The 18,089-nt window shown below is 68.4% G+C and carries 13 protein-coding genes; 7 read left to right on the top strand and 6 right to left on the bottom strand.

The window, feature by feature from the left end:
* Nucleotides 1–16 precede the first annotated feature (16 nt).
* The 3 genes from ACT3HL_RS13855 to ACT3HL_RS13845 all read left to right on the top strand — a co-directional run bounded on the left by ACT3HL_RS13855 (nucleotide 17) and on the right by ACT3HL_RS13845 (nucleotide 5,318).
* Nucleotides 17–1,621 (top strand): ABC transporter permease subunit, encoded by a 1,605-nt coding sequence (locus ACT3HL_RS13855; protein ID WP_445087364.1) that lies wholly within the window; start codon nucleotides 17–19, stop codon nucleotides 1,619–1,621.
* Complete coding sequence (locus ACT3HL_RS13850) at nucleotides 1,611–2,849, top strand: ATP-binding cassette domain-containing protein (protein ID WP_445087363.1); 1,239 nt, start codon at nucleotides 1,611–1,613, stop codon at nucleotides 2,847–2,849. The genes ACT3HL_RS13855 and ACT3HL_RS13850 overlap by 11 nt, the downstream gene beginning before the upstream one ends.
* 135 nt (nucleotides 2,850–2,984) lie before the next feature.
* Nucleotides 2,985–5,318 (top strand): DUF7846 domain-containing protein, encoded by a 2,334-nt coding sequence (locus tag ACT3HL_RS13845; protein WP_445087466.1) that lies wholly within the window; start codon nucleotides 2,985–2,987, stop codon nucleotides 5,316–5,318.
* Nucleotides 5,319–5,399: 81 nt separating this feature from the next.
* On the opposite strand, the gene ACT3HL_RS13840 is transcribed toward ACT3HL_RS13845, so the two are convergent.
* Both ACT3HL_RS13840 and malA read right to left on the bottom strand, forming a co-directional pair.
* Nucleotides 5,400–5,651 carry a hypothetical protein gene (locus ACT3HL_RS13840; RefSeq protein WP_445087362.1) on the bottom strand — a complete coding sequence of 84 codons (252 nt, stop codon included), beginning with the start codon at nucleotides 5,649–5,651 and terminating at the stop codon, nucleotides 5,400–5,402.
* Nucleotides 5,652–5,714: 63 nt separating this feature from the next.
* Nucleotides 5,715–7,781 carry an alpha-amylase MalA gene (gene malA / locus ACT3HL_RS13835; RefSeq protein WP_445087361.1) on the bottom strand — a complete coding sequence of 689 codons (2,067 nt, stop codon included), beginning with the start codon at nucleotides 7,779–7,781 and terminating at the stop codon, nucleotides 5,715–5,717.
* Nucleotides 7,782–8,041: 260 nt separating this feature from the next.
* Between malA and ACT3HL_RS13830 the strand changes: the two genes are divergently transcribed.
* Together ACT3HL_RS13830 and ACT3HL_RS13825 are read left to right on the top strand one after the other, a co-directional pair.
* Nucleotides 8,042–12,625, top strand: a complete 4,584-nt coding sequence (locus ACT3HL_RS13830; protein WP_445087360.1) for a glycoside hydrolase family 15 protein — start codon at nucleotides 8,042–8,044, stop codon at nucleotides 12,623–12,625.
* A 441-nt stretch (nucleotides 12,626–13,066) separates the two neighbouring features.
* Nucleotides 13,067–13,546, top strand: coding sequence for an SRPBCC family protein (locus tag ACT3HL_RS13825; RefSeq protein ID WP_445087359.1), 480 nt, complete (start codon nucleotides 13,067–13,069; stop codon nucleotides 13,544–13,546).
* A 116-nt stretch (nucleotides 13,547–13,662) separates the two neighbouring features.
* Here the strand turns inward: ACT3HL_RS13825 and ACT3HL_RS13820 are convergent, their stop codons facing one another.
* The 4 genes from ACT3HL_RS13820 to ACT3HL_RS13805 all read right to left on the bottom strand — a co-directional run bounded on the left by ACT3HL_RS13820 (nucleotide 13,663) and on the right by ACT3HL_RS13805 (nucleotide 16,732).
* The gene (locus ACT3HL_RS13820; RefSeq protein ID WP_445087358.1) at nucleotides 13,663–14,250 is read right to left on the bottom strand and encodes an FAD-dependent oxidoreductase; all 588 of its coding nucleotides are present in this window, start codon (nucleotides 14,248–14,250) and stop codon (nucleotides 13,663–13,665) included.
* Between the two features lie 132 nt (nucleotides 14,251–14,382).
* A complete protein-coding gene (locus ACT3HL_RS13815) occupies nucleotides 14,383–14,790 on the bottom strand; it encodes a thioesterase family protein (protein ID WP_445087357.1) in 408 nt (135 codons plus the stop codon).
* A 132-nt stretch (nucleotides 14,791–14,922) separates the two neighbouring features.
* On the bottom strand, nucleotides 14,923–15,228 hold the full coding sequence (cutA, locus tag ACT3HL_RS13810) for a divalent cation tolerance protein CutA (protein ID WP_445087356.1): 306 nt from the start codon (nucleotides 15,226–15,228) through the stop codon (nucleotides 14,923–14,925).
* Nucleotides 15,229–15,415: 187 nt separating this feature from the next.
* A complete protein-coding gene (locus tag ACT3HL_RS13805) occupies nucleotides 15,416–16,732 on the bottom strand; it encodes a glycosyltransferase 87 family protein (protein WP_445087355.1) in 1,317 nt (438 codons plus the stop codon).
* 240 nt (nucleotides 16,733–16,972) lie between these two features.
* On the opposite strand from ACT3HL_RS13805, the gene ACT3HL_RS13800 reads away from it, so the two are divergent.
* The gene (locus tag ACT3HL_RS13800; protein ID WP_445087354.1) at nucleotides 16,973–17,425 is read left to right on the top strand and encodes a hypothetical protein; all 453 of its coding nucleotides are present in this window, start codon (nucleotides 16,973–16,975) and stop codon (nucleotides 17,423–17,425) included.
* Nucleotides 17,425–17,931 (top strand): hypothetical protein, encoded by a 507-nt coding sequence (locus tag ACT3HL_RS13795; RefSeq protein ID WP_445087353.1) that lies wholly within the window; start codon nucleotides 17,425–17,427, stop codon nucleotides 17,929–17,931. The genes ACT3HL_RS13800 and ACT3HL_RS13795 overlap by 1 nt, the downstream gene beginning before the upstream one ends.
* Nucleotides 17,932–18,089: the final 158 nt, after the last annotated feature.

Below are 18,089 nucleotides of genomic sequence, written 5' to 3'. Positions count from 1 at the left end.
CACGGCGGACCTCACGATGGCCACGGAACACCGAACCACGGCGGACGACGAGCCGAACGGGGAGACGCAGCTCCCGCTCGGGCTCTCGGTCGCCGCGGCGGCGGTCGCCGCCGCCGTGGTCATCCCGCTGCTGTGGCTGGTCCGGACCGGACTGGCGGTCGGCCCCGCCGAGGCGCTGGCGCTTCTCACCCGTCCGAAGACAGTGCAGGTGTTCGTCAACAGCGCCCTGCTCGTCGCGCTGACGACCGCCGCGTGCGTGCTCATCGGCGTCCCGCTCGCGTACCTCACGGTCCGGACCGACCTGCCGTTCCGCCGCTTCTTTACGATCGCGGTCTCGCTGCCGCTCGTCATCCCGAGCTACGTCGGCGCCTTCGCGTTCGTCTCGGCGTTCGGTCCGCAGGGCGACTTCCAGCGCCTCCTCGCGCCGGTCGGCATCGAGCGCATCCCCGAGATATACGGGCTCGAGGGGACGGTTCTGATCCTCGCGCTGTATACGTACCCGTACGTCTACATCACCTCGCGGGCGTCGCTGAAGTCGATGGACACGACGCTCGTCGACGCCGCGCGGACGCTCAGACACGACCGCTGGGAGACGTTCCGACGGGTGACGTTCCCGCAGATCCGCCCCGCCGTCGCCGCCGGCGCGCTGCTCTCGGGGCTGTACGTCCTCGCGGACTTCGGGACGCCGTCGATCATGCGCTACGACGTGTTCACACGCGTCATCTTCGTCGAGTTCGGTACCTTCGGCCGCGACACCGCGACGCTGCTGTCGCTGCAGCTGGTGGCGGTGACGCTCTTCATTCTCTGGCTGGAGTCGCGCGTCCGCGGCGCCGAGCGGACCTCCGCCGGGGGACGCTCGCGCGCGCTCGTCTCGCTCGGCCGGTGGAGGTACCCTGCCGCGGCCTTCGCGGCGGCGGTGGCGGGACTCGCGCTCGTCGTGCCGCTTTTGATCCTCGTCTCGTGGCTCGGCACCGCCTCGGCGTCGGTGAACCAGTCGCTGGCGTTTCAGTGGTCTTACGCGCTCAACTCGGTGACCGTCTCCGCCGCGGCCGCGGCCGTCGCCGTCGTCGCCGGCCTCCCGGTCGCGTATCTCTCAGCCCGCCACAGCGGTCTTCTGCCGACGGCGTTCGAGCGGATCACGTACGTCGGCTACGCCGTCCCCGGCGTCGTCCTCGGTCTGGCGCTCGTCTTCTTCGGGAGCCAGTACGCGACGCCGATCTATCAGACGCTGTACCTGCTCGTCTTCGCGTACGTGATCCGGTTTCTGCCCCAGTCAGTCGGGTCGCTCCGCGCGTCGTTCCTCTCGGTCGACCCGTCGCTGCCGGAGGCCGCGCGCACGCTCGGGCAGACGTCTGTCGGTGCGTTCCGGTACGTGACGCTCCCGCTCGTCGCGCCGGGGCTCTTCGGCGGCGCGGCGCTCGTGTTCCTGACGACGATGAAGGAGCTGCCCGCGACGCTGCTTTTGCGACCGTCGGGTTTTACCACGCTCGTCACACACATCTGGACAGCGTATGAATCGGGCTACTTCGGACAGGCTGCGGTGCCGGCACTGGTCTTGCTTTTCGTCTCGGGGCTCTCGATGCTCGTGATTCTCAGACAGGAGGGATACGATGTCAAATAGCACACGCGCGACGGTGGAGTCGGACGCGGAAGGAACGCTCGAAGGCGGCGCGGACACCGCCGCCGAGACGGCCGTCGCCGCCGACAGCGGGGGCGGCGACAGCGACGCCGCGGTCGACGGCAGCGACGTGGTCCTCGAACTCGACGGGCTTCGGAAGTCCTACGGCACCGAAACCGTCGTCAAGGGGCTGTCGCTGTCGGTCCGGGAGGGCGAGATCCTGACGCTTCTCGGCCCCTCCGGCTGCGGGAAGACGACGACGCTGCGGCTCGTCGCCGGCCTCGAACGACCGGACGGCGGCTCGGTCCGCCTGAACGGTCGCTCGGTGTCGGGGTCGACGTTCGTCCCGCCCGAGGAGCGCGGCGTCGGCGTCGTCTTCCAAGAGTTCGCGCTCTTTCCGCACCTCACCGCCCGGGAGAACGTCGCCTTCGGCCTGAAGGGCCGTCCGGACGAGGAGATCGACCGACGCGTCGACGAGCTGCTCGATCTGGTCGACCTGTCGGCACAGGGCGACAGCTACCCCGACCAGCTCTCCGGCGGCCAGCAACAGCGGGTCGCGCTCGCGCGGTCGCTGGCCCCCGAGCCCGAGATCCTCCTGCTCGACGAACCGTTCTCGAACCTCGACGTCGACCTCCGCGTCGAGATGCGCCAAGAGGTCCGACGCATCATCAAAGAGACCGGCGTGACGGCCATCTCCGTCACCCACGACCAGGAGGAGGCGCTCTCGATCTCCGACCGCGTCGCCGTGATGAACGACGGGACGATCGAACAGGTGGGCGATCCGGAGAGCGTCTTCCAGCATCCCAAGTCCCGCTTCGTCGCGGCGTTCCTCGGCTACGCGAGCTTCGTTCCCGGCTACGTCACCGGCGAGGTCGTCGAGACGGACCTCGGGACCGTGCCCCGATCGCAGATCCACGGGCTCGCGCCGGAGTACGACCACACCCGGATCGACCTGCTCGTCCGCCCCGACGACGTCAGCGTCCGTCGCCTCACCGAGGAGAACGTGGACGATATCGCCGAGTGCGGTCGCGTCGTCGCGCGGCGCTATCTGGGCCCGACGTTCCTCTACGAGGTCGAACTCGACACCGGCGAGTCGATCCAGTGTATGCACAACCACGACGAGGACATCCCCGAGGAGGGTCCGGTCGGCCTCGAACTCGACGCCGACCACGAGCTCGCGTGGTTCCCGCGCGAACAGCGTCCCGAAGACGACTCGCGGTACGGCGACTGAGCCGTGTCGCGGCGATTCCCCGCGGTTCTCGTCGGTCGGCTCCGATCGGTGAGCGACCGCGCGCGCGACGGCGCTCGCTCCGCCGTCGCCGGCGCAGGCCGCGTTCCGTCGCGGATCCGGAGCGGCACGGGCCGGGTGCCGTCACGAGTCCACAGTGGGGCCCGGGAGCATCCCGAGCGCGTCGTCGCCGCCGCGCTCGTTCTCGGCGTCGGGGCGCTGATCTACGTCCTCGCTGCCGACCTCTTTCCGTACCACTCAGTCAACGACGACGAGGGGGTCTACCTCTATCAGGCGGCGATGCTGTTGGAGGGCCGGCTGTTTCTCAGACCCGGTGCCATCCCGTGGGAGGCGGTTCGACCGTGGTTCTTCGTCGTCGAGGGAGGCGGCGAAAGCGGGGCTGTCCGGATGTACGGCAAGTACTCGCCGGTCGCGCCGGCGATGTTCGCCGTCGGGCGAGCGCTCGGCGACTGGAACCTCGCGCCCGCGCTGATCGCCGCCGGCATCGCCGCCGGCGTCTACGCGCTCGGGGCGGCGGCGTTCGACCGGCGCGTCGGTCTCCTTGCGGTGCCCGCGCTCGCCAGCGCGCCGCTGTTTCTTCTCACCTCCGCGACGTTCCTCTCCTACGCGCCGACGACGCTTCTGAACGTCGCCTTCGCGGTCGCCTACGTCCGCGCGGCGCGGGCGAGCGACGACGGCGAGCGCGAGAGCGACGGCGAAAGAGGACGCAGAAGCGAGGGGTCGAGCGGGCGCGCGAGTCGGGTCCGCTGGGGCGTCGCCGCCGGCGTGGCGATCGGCGCGGCGTTCTTCTCCCGCCCGTACACGGCCGTCCTGTTCGCGCTGCCGTTCATCGGCCACACGCTCGTCTCGCTCGGCGTCTCGTGGCGGCGTTCGGGGTGGGATCTGCGGCTCCGCGACTGGCGGCCGCGGCACCGCGGCGTACTCGTCCGATCGCTCGCCATCGCGGTTCCCGGGGCGGCCTTCGTCGGCGTGACGCTCGCGTACAACGCGGTCGTCACGGGCGATCCGCTGGTGTTCCCCTACGCCGCCTTCGCGCCGAACGACGGGATCGGCTTCGGCACGCGGGAGATCCTCAACTACGAGCGGGCGTACACGCCGGCGCTGGCCGCCGAGGTGACGACGGAGGTGACGGAGTACTTCTTCACCGAGTGGGTCGCCGCCGGGCGGATCGGGGCCGCGCTCGCGGTCGTCGGCGCGGTCGCGGCCGGCTGGCGCGAGCGCCGCCGGTTCCGGGAGTGGCGGTTCCGCCGCCGACGCCGACGGGCCGAGCGGCGGTGGTTCGCCCCCGCCGCTGGGATGCGCGACGGCGAGGTCGCCGCCGTCGTGCTCGCGGTGGTCCCGTCGGTGTTCCTCGGCGAGGCGTACTTCTGGGGGACGCACAACGGCCTCCGAAACGGCCTCATCGACCTCCTCGGGCCGTTCTACCACTTCGACGCGCTCGTCCCGGTGGCGATCTTCACCGCCGCTGGCGTCGCGTTCTTAGTCCGGGGGGCCGGGTCCCTGCTCCGAGGGGTCACCACGCGCCGCCGTGCCCGACTCGTCGTCCTCGTCGCGCTCGTCGCCTCCGCGCCGGTCGTCGCCTCCGCGCAGATGGCCGCCGTCGAGGGTCCGCTCGCCGCGAACGAGCGCCGGACCGAGAGCCTCGCGGCGACCTACGAACCGTTCGAGGAGCGGGACTTCGAGGACGCGCTGGTCTTCACGCCGGACCCGTACGGCGACTGGCAGGCCCACCCGTTCCAGTACCTCCGATACGACCCCGGCTACGACGGCGACGTCGTCTACGCGACCGACGGCGCTCCCGACCGCGACCTCGCCGTGTTGGCGGCGACGAACCGGACGCCCTACCGATTCACCTATCGCGGGGCGTGGACGGGTGCGGTCACGCCCGTGAACCCGACGGTCCAGCGGCTCCGCGTCCTCGACGGCGAGTCGGTCAGCGCACGGACGTCCGTTGGCGTGCCCGCAGAGGCGGCGAGCGCGAGCGTCCGCATCGAGACGCCCGAGGGATACGCGCGCTACGCCGTCCCCGACAGCGCGCGAACGAACGGGACGGTATCTGTCGAGTGGACCATCGGTCCGGAGACGGCCGGGGCGGAGAACCTCCGGTTCGAGGGGGGTGAATCGGACGGCGCAGTCCCGCTCGCCGCCGGCGGCGGCGAGGTCGATCTCGTCGTGACGTTCGTGGGTGTCGGCGGCGCGAGCGTCACGTACAGACAGGAGGTGACTGTCGATGCCACCCCCGGAGGTGACGCCGCGGCGGGTGACGTCGAAGCGGGTGGGGTCGCGACGGGTGGCGCGGACGCGAGCGCCGACGTCCGGGTCGTCTGGCCGCCCGAGACGCGCGTCTGTCGGCTGACCACCGAGTGCGGTACCGAAGGGACGTGGGTCGGTCCCGACGGCGACTACGTCGACGGCGTGTCGGTCGAGACGGACGCCCGCGTCGCGGCGTGACGAGCGAACGCGGGCCACATCCGGTGTGACGATCGGACCGCAGACCCCGTCGGACACCCGGGGCGGGGCGGCGCCGGTCGGTCAGATCGCGCCCGTGAAACTCACGTCCAAGAGCCCCTCGCGGATCGCGTACCCCAGTCGCTCGTCCAGTGGCATCTCGCCCCACTCCTCGGGACGTTCGGCCTCCGGAACCTCCTCGAGACGGTTCACGATCGACTCGTGGAGGAACCGCCCGTTCTCACCGCAGTCCAGACAGGTCAGGATGATGAGCCGGACCCGGTAGGGCCGTTCTTCGGTTCGCCCGCAGTGCGGGCAGACGTACGTCTCGGTCACTGTGTGCCCGTAGGAACCGGGGTAACTCGTATCTGTGGGTTGCGGACGGGGACAGGACAGTCATCACTCGACGCGGAAGACGGCGACGTCGTCGACTTCGAGGCCGCCGGCGGTGGCGAGGGGGTCACCGGAGACGTAATCCGTCGGGTCGACGACGCGCTCTGGGAGGGTCACAGTCGCCGGCGGTTCCCCGAAGTTCAGGACGCAGCAGTAGGCGTGGCCGTCGAGTTCGCGGAGAAACGCGACCGCGCGGTCGGTGCTCGCCTCGTAGTCGACGCGGGAGAACTCCCCCGCCGGCCCGAGCGCGGGAATCTCCTCGCGGAGGTCGAGCAGGCGATCGTAGTGCCGGTGGAACGACTCCCGCGCGTGGTCCCACGCGAGCGCGTCTCGGCGGCCGCGCTGGCCGAGTTCCTGCCCGCCGTAGAGCATCGGCACGCCCGGGAGCGTGACGAGGGCGCCCGCGGCGGCCATCGCGGCGTCGTCGCCGCACTCGACGACGTACCGCGTCTCGTCGTGGTTCTCGATGTAGAGCATGAACGCCGCGTGCGGCGGGAAGCCGACTTCGGCGCGTTGCTCGACGGCGTCGAGGATCTCGGCGGCGGCCGCGTCGCCGCGACCGACCTGCCGCAGCGTGAAGTACAGCGTCGTGTCGAAGTGCATGTCGAACATCCCGTCGTGGAAGTCCGCGATGTACGGGATGGTCTCGTCGAGGAGGAGAAAGTCGGGGTCGCGGGCTTTCACCCGCTCGCGGAGCTCCTGCCAGAACGTGTCGGGGACGGCCCACGCCATGTCGCAGCGGAAGCCGTCGGCGATCTCGGCCCACGTGTCGACGGCGTCGAGGAGGTGCCGCCGGACCGCGAGGTTCTCGAAGTTCCAGTTGGCGATGTACTCCCACTCGAAGTACGTCTCCGGTTCGCCGTCGTCCCGCCAGTCGTACCAGTCGTAGTACGCCGAGTCGGGGTTCCCGTAGGCGTCCCGAAAGAACGGGTGATCGCGCGCGGAGTGGTTCAACACGAGGTCGAAGAGGACCTTCATTCCGCGGTCGTGAGCGGCCTCGACGAACCGCTCGTAGTCCCCGCGGGTGCCGAGGTCGTCGGCGATGCTGAAGAAGTCGGTGATGTTGTAGCCGTGCGGCGCGTGGTCGTTTTCCAAGACCGGCGTCAGCCACAGGCAGTCGACGCCGAGGTCATCGAGGTAGTCGAGTCGGTCTTCGATGGCCGCGAACACCGATTCTGGAACCTCGCCGCTCGCCGACTCGCTTCCGGAGCCGTCCTCACCGGCGAAACCGCGGACGTAGATCTCATAGAGCGTGACGTCGAGCGCCCACGCCGGCGGGTCGTTGGGTCTGATCACGGTGAACGACGCCTCCTCGGCGTCGGACGCCGCGTCGCCGTCGGGACGGGCGGCGGACGAACATCCGCCGTCCGGTCGGAGCGTGACGCCGTCCCCGCCGTCGACGACGATCTCGCGGGAGAACTCGATCGTATCGGGGACGCTGTAGGCGTCGCCGACCGCGACGCCGTGGACGCGGACGCGGTCGCCGACGGCCGCGATCGGAATGCGAAGCTCTCGCCCGGCGACGACGACCGCCGACTCGTCGACGTCGTCGCGGTCGTCGACGAGGAACTCGACGGCGACGTCGTCGCGGTCGGTGCCGCTCTCGGGGTGGGGCTGCGGATCGGCGCGGACGACGAGTTCGTCGCCCTCGACGCTTCCGTAGAGCTGCAGCCGCGGTCTGCCGCGGCCGCGGCCGCCGCCGGCGCCCGCTCCGGAGCCGGAACGGGCTGCCTCGCCGCTCTGGCCGCTCGGAGTCGTCGATTCCCCGGATGGCCCGCTCGCGCCGCTTTCGCCGCTCGATCCGGTCCCGGGGCCGGTCGGGCGTCGCGCTCCCGGAAAGACTCGGACGGTGAGCGTGTGGGTCCGTTCGGGCGCGTCGAGTTCGAGCTCGTAGGTGCCGGCAGCGTCGGGTGCGAAGTCGATGACCGGTTCGTCGTCTGGCGGGTCAGCGGCGCTCGATACCGGGGCGCTCCGGATCCGCCACCGGTAGGTCGCCTCCGGGTCGGGGTCGCGCGGGGCGAGTTGGATCGACTCGCCGACCGCCATGAACCGAGGGGGCCCAGGGTGATGCATACGCGTTGCAACGACGCGTCAGGCCTTTGTCTTTGCCCTCGACGAGGGGCGGCGAGGCAGTCCGGCGGCACCGGTCGTGACACTCTCCCCCCTCGGTTCCGATCGCGACGCACTCGCCAGACACTCCGAGCGCGACGATCTCGCTGGCGAGTCCGAGCGCGCCGCATTCGCCATAGACTCCGGGCGCGCCGCACTCGTCGGCGGCGCGCTCGGCGCCGTACCCGCCAATACTTATGTCGCGAGCGCGCTGGTCCGTGTGTATGAGACTTCGGACCGTCCTGAACGAGTACAAACGCGACCGCGAGGGGCGATTTCCGGGGGAGTTGCCCACTACCGACGGCGCGTTTTCGGGGCACGGGGATCGGCTGGTCCACGTGGGGGGCTCGGGAGGACTGCGCGATTACTCTGCGGCACTTTCTGGACTGTACGGTATCGACCGCTCGCGGTTCGCCATCGAGGCCGACGGCGAGATACGCTGGTTCGACGAGCTCGAGCAGGTGCGACAGCACTACTACCGAGAGACGAGCCTCGTCGAGACGGAGTACAACGCGGGGGCCTACACAGTCCACCAGTACGACCTCACGCTCGGGCGGGCGCACGTCACGCACGTCGAGCTCCGAGGGGCGATTCCGACGAACGCGCATCTGACCGCGTTTCTGACGCTCGCACCGGAGGGCCGCGAAACGCAGGTCGGTCGCCTGATCCACGAGACCGGCGGCCCGGACGGCACGCAGGCGGTCGAGGTGTTCCACCGAAACGAACACGACTACGTCACCGCCTCGACCGGCCTCGACGACGTCCGCGCACAGATCCCCGAGCGGTTCGAGGAGATGCTCTCCGCGGAGGCGTTCGAGTTCCCGCGCGAGGCCGTGCTGGAGCGGTACGAGGACACGCACCTCAGCGGCGACATCGTCGTCTCCGCGCCGCTCGACCGGGAGGGACGGGGGATGCAATCGACGCTGGTCACACAGCTCTCGGATCACCGCGAGGTCGATCGGGAGGCCGCGCTGGCCGACCTCCGGGAGTGCGCGCTCTCGCATACGAGCGCGGACGAGATCCGCGCTGCAGCGAGAGCGCGCGCGGGGGTCTCCGTCCCCGAGCACGTTCCGCGGCAACAGACCGTTCGCGCCGATCTTCGCGCCCTGTCGCTCCTGACTGCGCCCTCGGGGGCCCACATCGCCGGGCCCGAGTTCGACCCCTTCTTCACGCACTCGGGGGGCTACGGCTACACGTGGTTCCGTGACGAGGCCGAGAGCGCGCGGTATCTCCTGCGGAGCGACGAGCTGCTGGATCTCGACGTGACGCCGCGGCTGGCGACGCTCGCATCGTTCTTCTGTGACACGCAACTCGACGACGGCTCGTGGCCCCACCGCGTGTGGGCCGTCGACGGGTCGCTCGCGCCCGGGTGGGCGAACGCGCGAATCGAAGACTCCGACGCGCCGGAGTACCAGGCCGACCAGACAGCGAGCGTCGTCACCTATCTCGCGACGCTGCTCGACGCCCGCGGCGACGACCTCGCCTCCGACCTCCGATCGCGGATCGAAACGTCGGTCCGCGACGGCGTCGACGCGCTGGACGACTCGCTGGGCGCAGACGGGACCCCGGAGCCGTGTCAGAACCTCTGGGAGGATATGGTCGGCCGGTTCGTCCACACCGCGGCCGCGTTCCTGCAGGCGTACGCGACGGTGGCGAGGGTGACCGTCGATCCCGAGCTGTCGGCTCACGCCGCCGAACAAGCAGACGCGGTTTTCGAGGGCCTCGACCGGTTCTGGGACGACGAGTACGAGGTCTACGCGCTCCGGCTGCTGGACGAGTCGCGAGACTCGCGTCTGGATTCGGGATCGTTCGCACTCGTCGAGGCGTTCGCCGCGTACGACACGCTGTGCCGGCTCGACGCGCACGGGAGATCCGACGGCCTCCCCGCGCGCGATCTTCGGCGCTTGGAGACGCATCTGCGGACGGCGCTTGACGATCTGTATCGAACTTCTTCGGACGCTGGACCGGATGAGACGACTGTCGCCGGACTCGTTCGATACGAGGGCGATTACTGGCGGAACGCCGAGCAGGACGACGAGAAGCTGTGGTCGGTCTCGACCGTTTGGGGGGCAAACGCCGCCGCGGCGCTTTCGACGCTCCTCGAGAAACACGGCGAATCCGACGCCGCCGCGGAGTTTCTCGATCGGGCGACGGAGCTGTACGAGCTCCTGCGACTCGACGGACCGTTCTGCACCGACGCGGGCTATCTCGCAGAGCAGGTCTTCGACGACGGGACGCTCGACAGCGCGGCCCCGCTGGCGTGGTCGCACGCGATGCGGCTCCACGCGACCGGCGCGCTGGCCGCTCGCGACGCGCTCCCGGCGCCGAAGCCCGCGCCGTCGGGACCGGCGGCCCGGCCGCGCTGGACGACCGGCGAGAAGTACGGGGTCGGGACGGTAGCCGACCACGGCGCCCCGGACCCCTCCAGAGTGTGGTTCACGCTGACCGAGGGCGCGCTGACGGAGGTCCGCTTTCCCCGCGTCGACCTGATGAACCTCCGCACGCTGGATCTGCTCGTCGTCGACGCCGAGGCGGAGACGACCTACACCGCCCGGACGCACAACGAGACGCGCCGGGACGATCACGCCGACACCATCGACCGTCGGGCCGAAATCGTCGACGAAGACGCGCTGTTGTTCCGGCACGTCGTCGAAGAGACCGGCGACGGGAGAGGACACGCGTGGACGCTGACCGCCGAGTACGTCGTCGATCCAGAGCACGACGCACTGCTCGTCGACGTCGACTTCGAGGCCCGCGACGGCAACGAGTACGAGGTGTACGCGGTCGCGGATATGGCGCTCACGAACACCGGCTCGACCGACCGCGCGATCCGACTCGGCGAGTCGGGAGGCTACCACCTCGTCGCCCGTGACACGAGCGCCTACGACCAAGAGGGCTCTGCCGACCCCCTGTTGATCGACGAGGACGGGACCGAATACAGCGTCGCGACGGCGATGACCGCGGTGAACCGCTTCGAGTGGGCGACGGTCGGCGTGGCGGGCTCGACGTATCTGAGCGACCTGTTCTCGGAGGGTACGACCCCGGTGCCCGAGCGGAGCGTCGACAACGAGAACGTCGTGCTCGTCGGCCGGTTCGGCACCGGCGAACGGGTCTCGGAGACGCTGGCGCTCGGGTTCGCCGAGAACGCCGACACGGCGGCCGCACTGGGCGAGGCCGCGGGCGCGCTCAGCCGCGGGTACGAGGCCGTCAAGCGGGGCTATCTCCACACGTGGGATGAGTTCCTCGCGGACAAGGAGCTCCCCGCGTCGGTGCTCGACGACGAGACGCTCAGGGCGCAGTACAAGACCTGTCTGATGAGCCTCCGCGCCGTCGAGGACAAGACGTTCCTCGGCGCGGGGATCGCCTCGCCCTCGGTTCCCTGGGGGGAAGCCGTCACGGCCGAGGAGCCGCGCGGCTACGGCTACAACTTCGTCTGGTCGCGAGACCTCTATCAGGTGTTCACGGCCTTCGAGGCGGCCGGAGACGTCGACACCGGCGTGCAGGCGCTGGAGTACATCTACCAGTACCAGCAGGACGACCGAGGGTTCATCCCGCAGAACACCTATCTGAACGGTCGGACGCGGTGGGGCGGCGAGCAGATGGACAACATCTCGTTCCCGCAGGTGATGGCGTGGATGCTCCGCGACCACGGCGTCGACTTCGCGGACGTCGAGTACGACTACGTCAACGTCGAGCGCTCGGCCGATTACGTCGCCCGCAACGGGCCGCCGACGGCCCAAGAGCGCTGGGAGGAGGAGGCCGGTTACTCGCCGTCGTCGATCGCCGCCGAGATCGCCGGGCTCACCTGCGCGGCCGACATCGCGATCGAGGAGGGCCACGACGCGAACGCGCTCATCTGGCAGGCGCTCGCGGACGACTGGGCCGACAGCGTCGAGGAGTGGACGGCGACGCAGACGGGCACCGACCGCCACACGCACACGCCATACTACGTCAGAGTCACGCGCGACGGCGACCCGGACGCCGGACACCTGCGGACGCTCGCGAACAACGGCCCGACGCTGGACGAGCGCGAGATCATCGACGCCGGCTTTCTGGAGCTCACCCGACTGGGGATCAAGCCCGCAGACGACGAAGTGATCCGCAACTCCGTGCGAGAGGTCGACGAGACGATCCGCGTCGACACGCCGCATGGACCGGCGTTCTACCGGTACAACGGCGACGGCTACGGCGAGCGGCAGCGCGACGAGGAGGGCGCGCCGTGGTCGATCGAGTCCAAGGGGAAAGGACGCCTCTGGCCGATATTCACGGGTGAGCGCGGCGAGTACGAGCTCAGCTACGGGACCGGTTCCGGGGAGCTCGCCCCGCGGCGGCTGCTGGAGACGATGGCCGGGTTCGCCAACTCCGGGCGGATGCTCGCAGAGCAGGTCTGGGACCGCGAGCACAGCACCGAGTACAACTGGGCGTTCGGCGAGGGCACGGGCGCGGCGACGCCGCTCGCGTGGTCGATGGCCCAGTTCGTTCGACTCGCGCACGGCATCGACGCCGGGCGTCCGGTCGAAACGCCGTCGGTCCTGCGTGAGCGCTATCTCGAGGGCGAACGACCCGACGGCCCGCGGCTGCAGGTCAGCACGCGGTTTATGGGCGATGAACTGGTCGTCTCCGGGCGGACCGACGGCGTCGTCGTCGCTGTGCAGACGCCTTCGGAAACAGGGGTGATCGAGCCCGAGGAAGGCTCCTTCGAGGCGTCGTTCGACATCGAACACGGCGAGAACCAGATCGTCGTCGCCGCCGCCACAGACGAGGACCTCCGGGTCGCCGGGACGAGCGTGACGCGGTTCACGCTCTAGCCGCTGACCCGTTCATTCGCGGCGGGACTTCTGACGGCTGGCGAACAGTCGGCACACGCACGTCGACACAGCAGGAGTTCTCGGAGCGTTTGCACGTCTTCAGGCACTCGATCGGTGCTGTCGTGCGATCGGATGCGTACTCGGGTGCAAACGCTACTATAGAACGCCGGGCGCCGGACTCGCTGCCTCGTTGCGTGTTGCTCCCCGACGACTCGCTGTGCATTCCCGCGTCGGCGTGCCGAACAATCGCAACTCGACGCGGGGCCGTTCTCAAATCACACCGGTGGTGGCCGCGTGTTCGTATATGAATGCTCGGCTGTGACGGAGCGTTCGGCTGTGACGGAGGGCGTTGCACGTCGACTGCGTCGAGGTCAACGGCTCTTGGGTGCCGTCCACCGGCCGCCACGTCGCTTTTGTCTCGTCGGGCCGAACGCCCCTCGTATGGCGACCTACTCGCGGCTGACGCGCGTCGCTGCACCGCTCGAGGAGGTCTGGGACTTCCACTCTCGCGTATCCGGGTTGGAGGCGCTGACGCCCTCGTGGATGAACCTCCGCGTCGAATCCGTCACCGGCCCCGACGGTGAGTCCGATCCCGAAGTTCTGGAGGCGGGAGCGGAGATTCGGCTGTCGATGCGACCGTTCGGTGTCGGGCCACGTCAGCGGTGGACCTCGGTGATCCTCGAGCGCGAGGCCGACGAGGAGCGGGCGTTCTTCCGCGACGGGATGCGGGGCGGACCGTTCGCCGAGTGGGAGCACACCCACCGCTTTCTCGCCGACGGCGAGGAGACGATACTCGAAGACGAGGTCGCATACGAACTGCCCGGCGGTGCGGTGGGCAGACGCGCCTCCCCACTCGCCCTCGTCGGGTTCGAGCCGATGTTTCGCGCGCGCCACCGGAAGACGAAGGAACTCCTCGAATAGGTCGCTCGAGGCCGCCGGCGGTCGATGGCGTGTCCCGGTCGGGCGGTCGATGGCGCGTCCCGGTCGGGTGATCAATAGCGCGGATGCGGGAGAACGAAACTGTCGAAGCGAGTGCCTCAGACCTCGTCGCGGAGGCCGCCGAACACGTCTTCGGCGGTCGACGGCGTATCGAAGTCGTGGTAGTGGTCGCCCTTCTCCTTCGTCAGGATGTTCAGGGCCGCGGCGGCGCCGTCGCCGGCGGAGATGACCGCCTGCCACTCCTCGGCGCGGACCATCCCACCGGTCGCGTAGGCGTTCTCGACGCTCGTCTCCATCGTGACGTCGACGTCGACGACGCCGTCGTCGGTGAAGTCGCAGCCGAGCGATTCCGCGGCGTCTCGGCTCGCGCCGGTCGCGAGTACGACGTACTCGGCGTCGTGCGTGTCGCCCTCGGTCGAAACGGTGAATCCGTCACCGGTCGCCTCGACGTCGGTCACCTCGGCGTCTTGGTGCCGTTCCGCGCCGAAGTCGTCAGCCTGCTGGCGCGCGGTCTGCATATACGCGCTGCCGTCGAGCGAGCCGATACCCGGGTAGTTGAACAGGTGTGCCTTGTGCATCCACGTCTCGTCCGTGTCGAAGACGAGCGCGTCGAGACCGTTCTTGGCGGCGAACAGGGCGGCTGAGAGGCCGGCGGGTCCGCCGCCGACGATGGCTACTCGTGTCATCCCTGATCTGTTGGTTCGCTATTGCGTTGAGTCTTCGGGCTGGAGAACCATTCGCCGGGAGCGGACGGATACAGGGAGTGAGGGGTCGTGTGCAGCGTGATGAGGTTGTGTGCAGCGTGATGAGCGTCCCGCTCAGTGTTCACCAGTGAGCACTGTTCGCCACGCCTGTGGAATCGGTGCCGGCGAACCGTTCTCCTCGTCGACTGCGACCTGCACTGACGAGCCGGTGGCGGCGATCTCGCCCTCGAAGCTGATCTCGTACTCGAACTCGAAGGACGAGTCACCGACGTCAGATACGTCCATCGTCACCCTGACCGTCCCGGTCCCGTCGATCGGGGTCCGGTAATCGAGTTCGAGGTGCGCCACGACGATGCCGATGTCCGTCGCTCGCCGGTCGAGCACCTCCTCGAAGAACCGGACGCGACTCTGCTCGCAGTAGGTCGCGTACACGACGTTGTTCACGTGCCCGAGCGCGTCGAGGTCGCGAAACCGAATTTCCTGTTCAGTAACGAAGGGGAGTTCGGTTGTTGGTGCAGACATACCGACACACTCGCGAGGCGCGTAGAAAAGGCTCGGGTAACGCACCGTGGCCGTGCGGCTCGGTCACCGCGCCCCGACTCGCGAGCCGGTAGACACGGGGTGGAATCAGTGTGTCGGGCCACGTTCGCTTTCTCACGGGACTTCGTCGGCGACCCACCCGGCGTAGGAGTCGAGCACGTCGGCCTCGTCGAAGCGCTCGATACAGGGCACGTCGTCCGGATGTTCGGCTTCGAGCCGGGATTTCAGTTCGGGATAGCGCTCGTCCGTCGTTTTCGCGAACAGGACGGCTTCCTCTTCTCCGGCGTGCACCTGTCCGTCCCAGCGGTAGAACGACTCGCAGTCGACGACGTTGACGCACGCCGCGAGCCGTTCGTCGACGAGGAACGAGGCGAGGTCGGCGGCGACGTCTCGGGGCGCGGTGGCGTACACTGTCGGCATCGTCGAGCGGTGCGGTCCGCGCCTTCATAAATCGTCGGCGGCCGTCGCGAACCACTCTATCGATAATCGTCGAGGGATCATACCTCAGTAGTCGTCGACGGGTTATATCTCGGTAGTCGTCGACGGACCGTACCCGATTCCTCACGTTCCCAATCGCTTACGCTGGGTTCGCCGCTGCAGACGGCGCTCAGTGTCTCGAAGACGCAGCACGCAGTTTCTCGATGACTCCATCGATCCCGAGGCCGTACGTCGCCATCGAACAGGCGAGGAGCATCGTCGCGACCCCGTACAGCGGGACCGTCGCGAACGAAGCGACGTTGACCAAGAGGAACTCGAGCACAGACGGGACGCCGAGGTCCCGAGCCGCATCGACCAACGCACCGGGTCGCTCGTTGACGAACATCACGGCTCCGCCGGCGAGAAAGAGGTCCCGTCCCGGGCCCTCCCAAACGTACCACAGCGGGACCATCGGGAAGAACAAGAGGACGAGATACCACTGGAGCGCCGGGAACAGCGTGACCGTGACGACCATCGTCGCGAAGATCGAGATCAACCGCTCCTGAAGGGTCGTCACGTTCCGGTAAAACACGTAGAGGACACCGGCAGCGACGACGAGCGCGAGCGGCATCAACAGTTCCGGCGGCGCGTTCGGATAGACGCCCCAGAGGACGTTCGAGAGCGGGCGCTGTACCGACACGTAGAACGTGCCGTCGGCGGGGTAGCCGCCGACGAAGTTCGCGGTCTCCGCGCGATTCGGGACCACCTCCGAGAAGAACGTGACTGTGGGTTCCACCCCGTAGAGGAGCACGCCGGCGAGCAAGCCGCCGATCCCGACGGCTGTCGCGCTCGCGATTGATCGCCAGCGCCCGCGCCGGAGCAGCCAAGCGCCGACCAGCGCGGGGAACAATTTGAACAGCGCCGCAAGCCCGAACGCCGCGCCGGCCAGCGCCGGTCTATCGTCTTCCAGCCACAGAAACCCGGCGACGAAGGCCAACGCGACGAGCAGATTGATGTTTCCGTAGTATATCGTACCGAACGTGAACGGCGAGACGAGCAACAGTCCCACGATCAGCACGACATCGATCCAACCGAGGCGGCGGTTCTCACGGTCGATGAAGCGGACGATCGCCGCGGCCGCAACCACGCCGGCGAGCGCGTTGAGCGCGACGATGACCCAGTACCCGGTCAGCCACTCCAGCGCGATGAACGGGTAGTAGACGGAGACCGTCACCGGCGGGTAGAGGTAGACCGCCCAGTCGCCGAGTCCCGGCGGGGCGACCCCGTAGAATGACTGCCCGTCTCTGGCCAGTCTCGCCGCGTACCGGTACGTGCGGATGTTCGCGCCGACGTCGGATCCCGGGTTCCAGCCCAGTCCGGTCCACTCCGGGTTGAAGTTTCGGTCGTAAGCGCCGTATCCCCACAGAATCGCGAACGCCATCACGGCCCACGCCCCGCTATTGGGCCGGTTGACGAGCGGCCGACCGAAGACGTCGGAGCGGTCCATTCGCGGTTTCGGAACGTACACAGATCGGTTAATTAACGTTTGTGCCGCGTGCAGAGTTGTTATTATAGTAGCGTTTGCAACTGATTGCACATCCGACCGCACGCCGTCGTGCGGTCGAGTGTGTAAAGACTTGCAAACGCTACTAAAGGCGTTCGACCCCGGCGGGTCGCCATCCCCTCTGATGCGGTCTGATGGGGGCACAACGAAAAGGTACATACCGAGAGGCAACGACGTAGGACCGTGCGTCGGCTCTTCGGACTCTTCGTGCTCTGTGTTCTCTTGGTGGCGCTCGTCGTCGGGTTCGGTGTCGCGTTCGCCGGCTCCGACGCCTATCCCGACGCGGAGGGTATCGACGACGAGTACGCGTCATACGTCGGTGAACGCGTCCATCTCTGGGCCGAAGTCGTCGGGACTGACAACGGCCGGGTCGTCGTCGAGACGGACGGGCTATACCTCACAGTGACGTCCCCGCCGCCCGACGCAGTCGCGGAAGGAGACACCGTACAGCTCTACGGAACGCTCTTACCGGATCGACGAATGGACACTGTCGCCTCGCACACGCAGTCGTCGGGCGATATCAGATATATGTACGCGGTGTCCGTCGTCGGCGCGTCGCTGGCTGCCGGTCTGTTTCTGCGGCGCTGGCGCGTCGACACCGCCGACTGGCAGTTCGTCCCACGGGAGGATGAGTGATGCCCGATCTACTCACTCACGTCTTACTCGCGTACGCCGTGGGCGCGGTCGCCGTCCGTCACACCGCCGTTCCGGATCGGTTTCTGCCGCTCGCGGCCGTCGGGGCCGTGATGCCCGATGTGATGAAAGCCGCGGTGCTTTTCGGCGTCGTGGACGGGAGCGCGTTCGGGATTGCATACTCGTTCTGGGGGATACACACCATCGGCGGCGTGCTTATGCTCGCGGGGATCGGCACGATGACGATTCGACAATCCGACCGCTGCGTCGCGTTCGCAATGCTCGTGTTGGGCGGCGTGGGGCACCTGTTTCTGGATCTGTTCGTGATCCGCGCCGACGGCGTCGCACCGCCGTATCTCTTCCCGTTCAGCGGATGGACTCCCCCAGCGGGGAATTTGTACGCCAGCACGGACGTTTGGCCCGCGATCGCTGCCGGTCTACTCGCGCTCGCTGTCTGGCTCGGTCGTCGGAGATCTATGCGGCGGACCTCGGGGTGCGACTCACTTTAACACCGTCTCTGAGCCGGTGAGTTCCACAAAATTTGATGCGACAGGACAAAAAGATCGACCGTGAACCGGCCGGAAAGAAAGTCCGCCCTCCCCGGGGCGAACTTCTCACTAGCTGATGTTGATTCTTGCTTTCTGACCGTTCTAGTTCGGTTTTGGGA

The sequence above is a fragment of the Halobellus sp. GM3 genome (assembly GCF_052545375.1).
Note: the sequence above shows the minus strand (reverse complement) of the source record. Positions and strands in the feature narration are given on the sequence as shown.

Coding starts and splice junctions, on each gene's coding strand:
- ACT3HL_RS13855 (WP_445087364.1), top strand. CDS start 17: ATGGCCACGGAACACCGAACCACGGCGGACGACGAGCCGAACGGGGAG.
- ACT3HL_RS13850 (WP_445087363.1), top strand. CDS start 1,611: ATGTCAAATAGCACACGCGCGACGGTGGAGTCGGACGCGGAAGGAACG.
- malA (WP_445087361.1), bottom strand. CDS start 7,781: ATGCATCACCCTGGGCCCCCTCGGTTCATGGCGGTCGGCGAGTCGATC.
- ACT3HL_RS13830 (WP_445087360.1), top strand. CDS start 8,042: ATGAGACTTCGGACCGTCCTGAACGAGTACAAACGCGACCGCGAGGGG.
- ACT3HL_RS13825 (WP_445087359.1), top strand. CDS start 13,067: ATGGCGACCTACTCGCGGCTGACGCGCGTCGCTGCACCGCTCGAGGAG.
- ACT3HL_RS13820 (WP_445087358.1), bottom strand. CDS start 14,250: ATGACACGAGTAGCCATCGTCGGCGGCGGACCCGCCGGCCTCTCAGCC.
- ACT3HL_RS13815 (WP_445087357.1), bottom strand. CDS start 14,790: ATGTCTGCACCAACAACCGAACTCCCCTTCGTTACTGAACAGGAAATT.
- cutA (WP_445087356.1), bottom strand. CDS start 15,228: ATGCCGACAGTGTACGCCACCGCGCCCCGAGACGTCGCCGCCGACCTC.
- ACT3HL_RS13805 (WP_445087355.1), bottom strand. CDS start 16,732: ATGGACCGCTCCGACGTCTTCGGTCGGCCGCTCGTCAACCGGCCCAAT.
- ACT3HL_RS13795 (WP_445087353.1), top strand. CDS start 17,425: ATGCCCGATCTACTCACTCACGTCTTACTCGCGTACGCCGTGGGCGCG.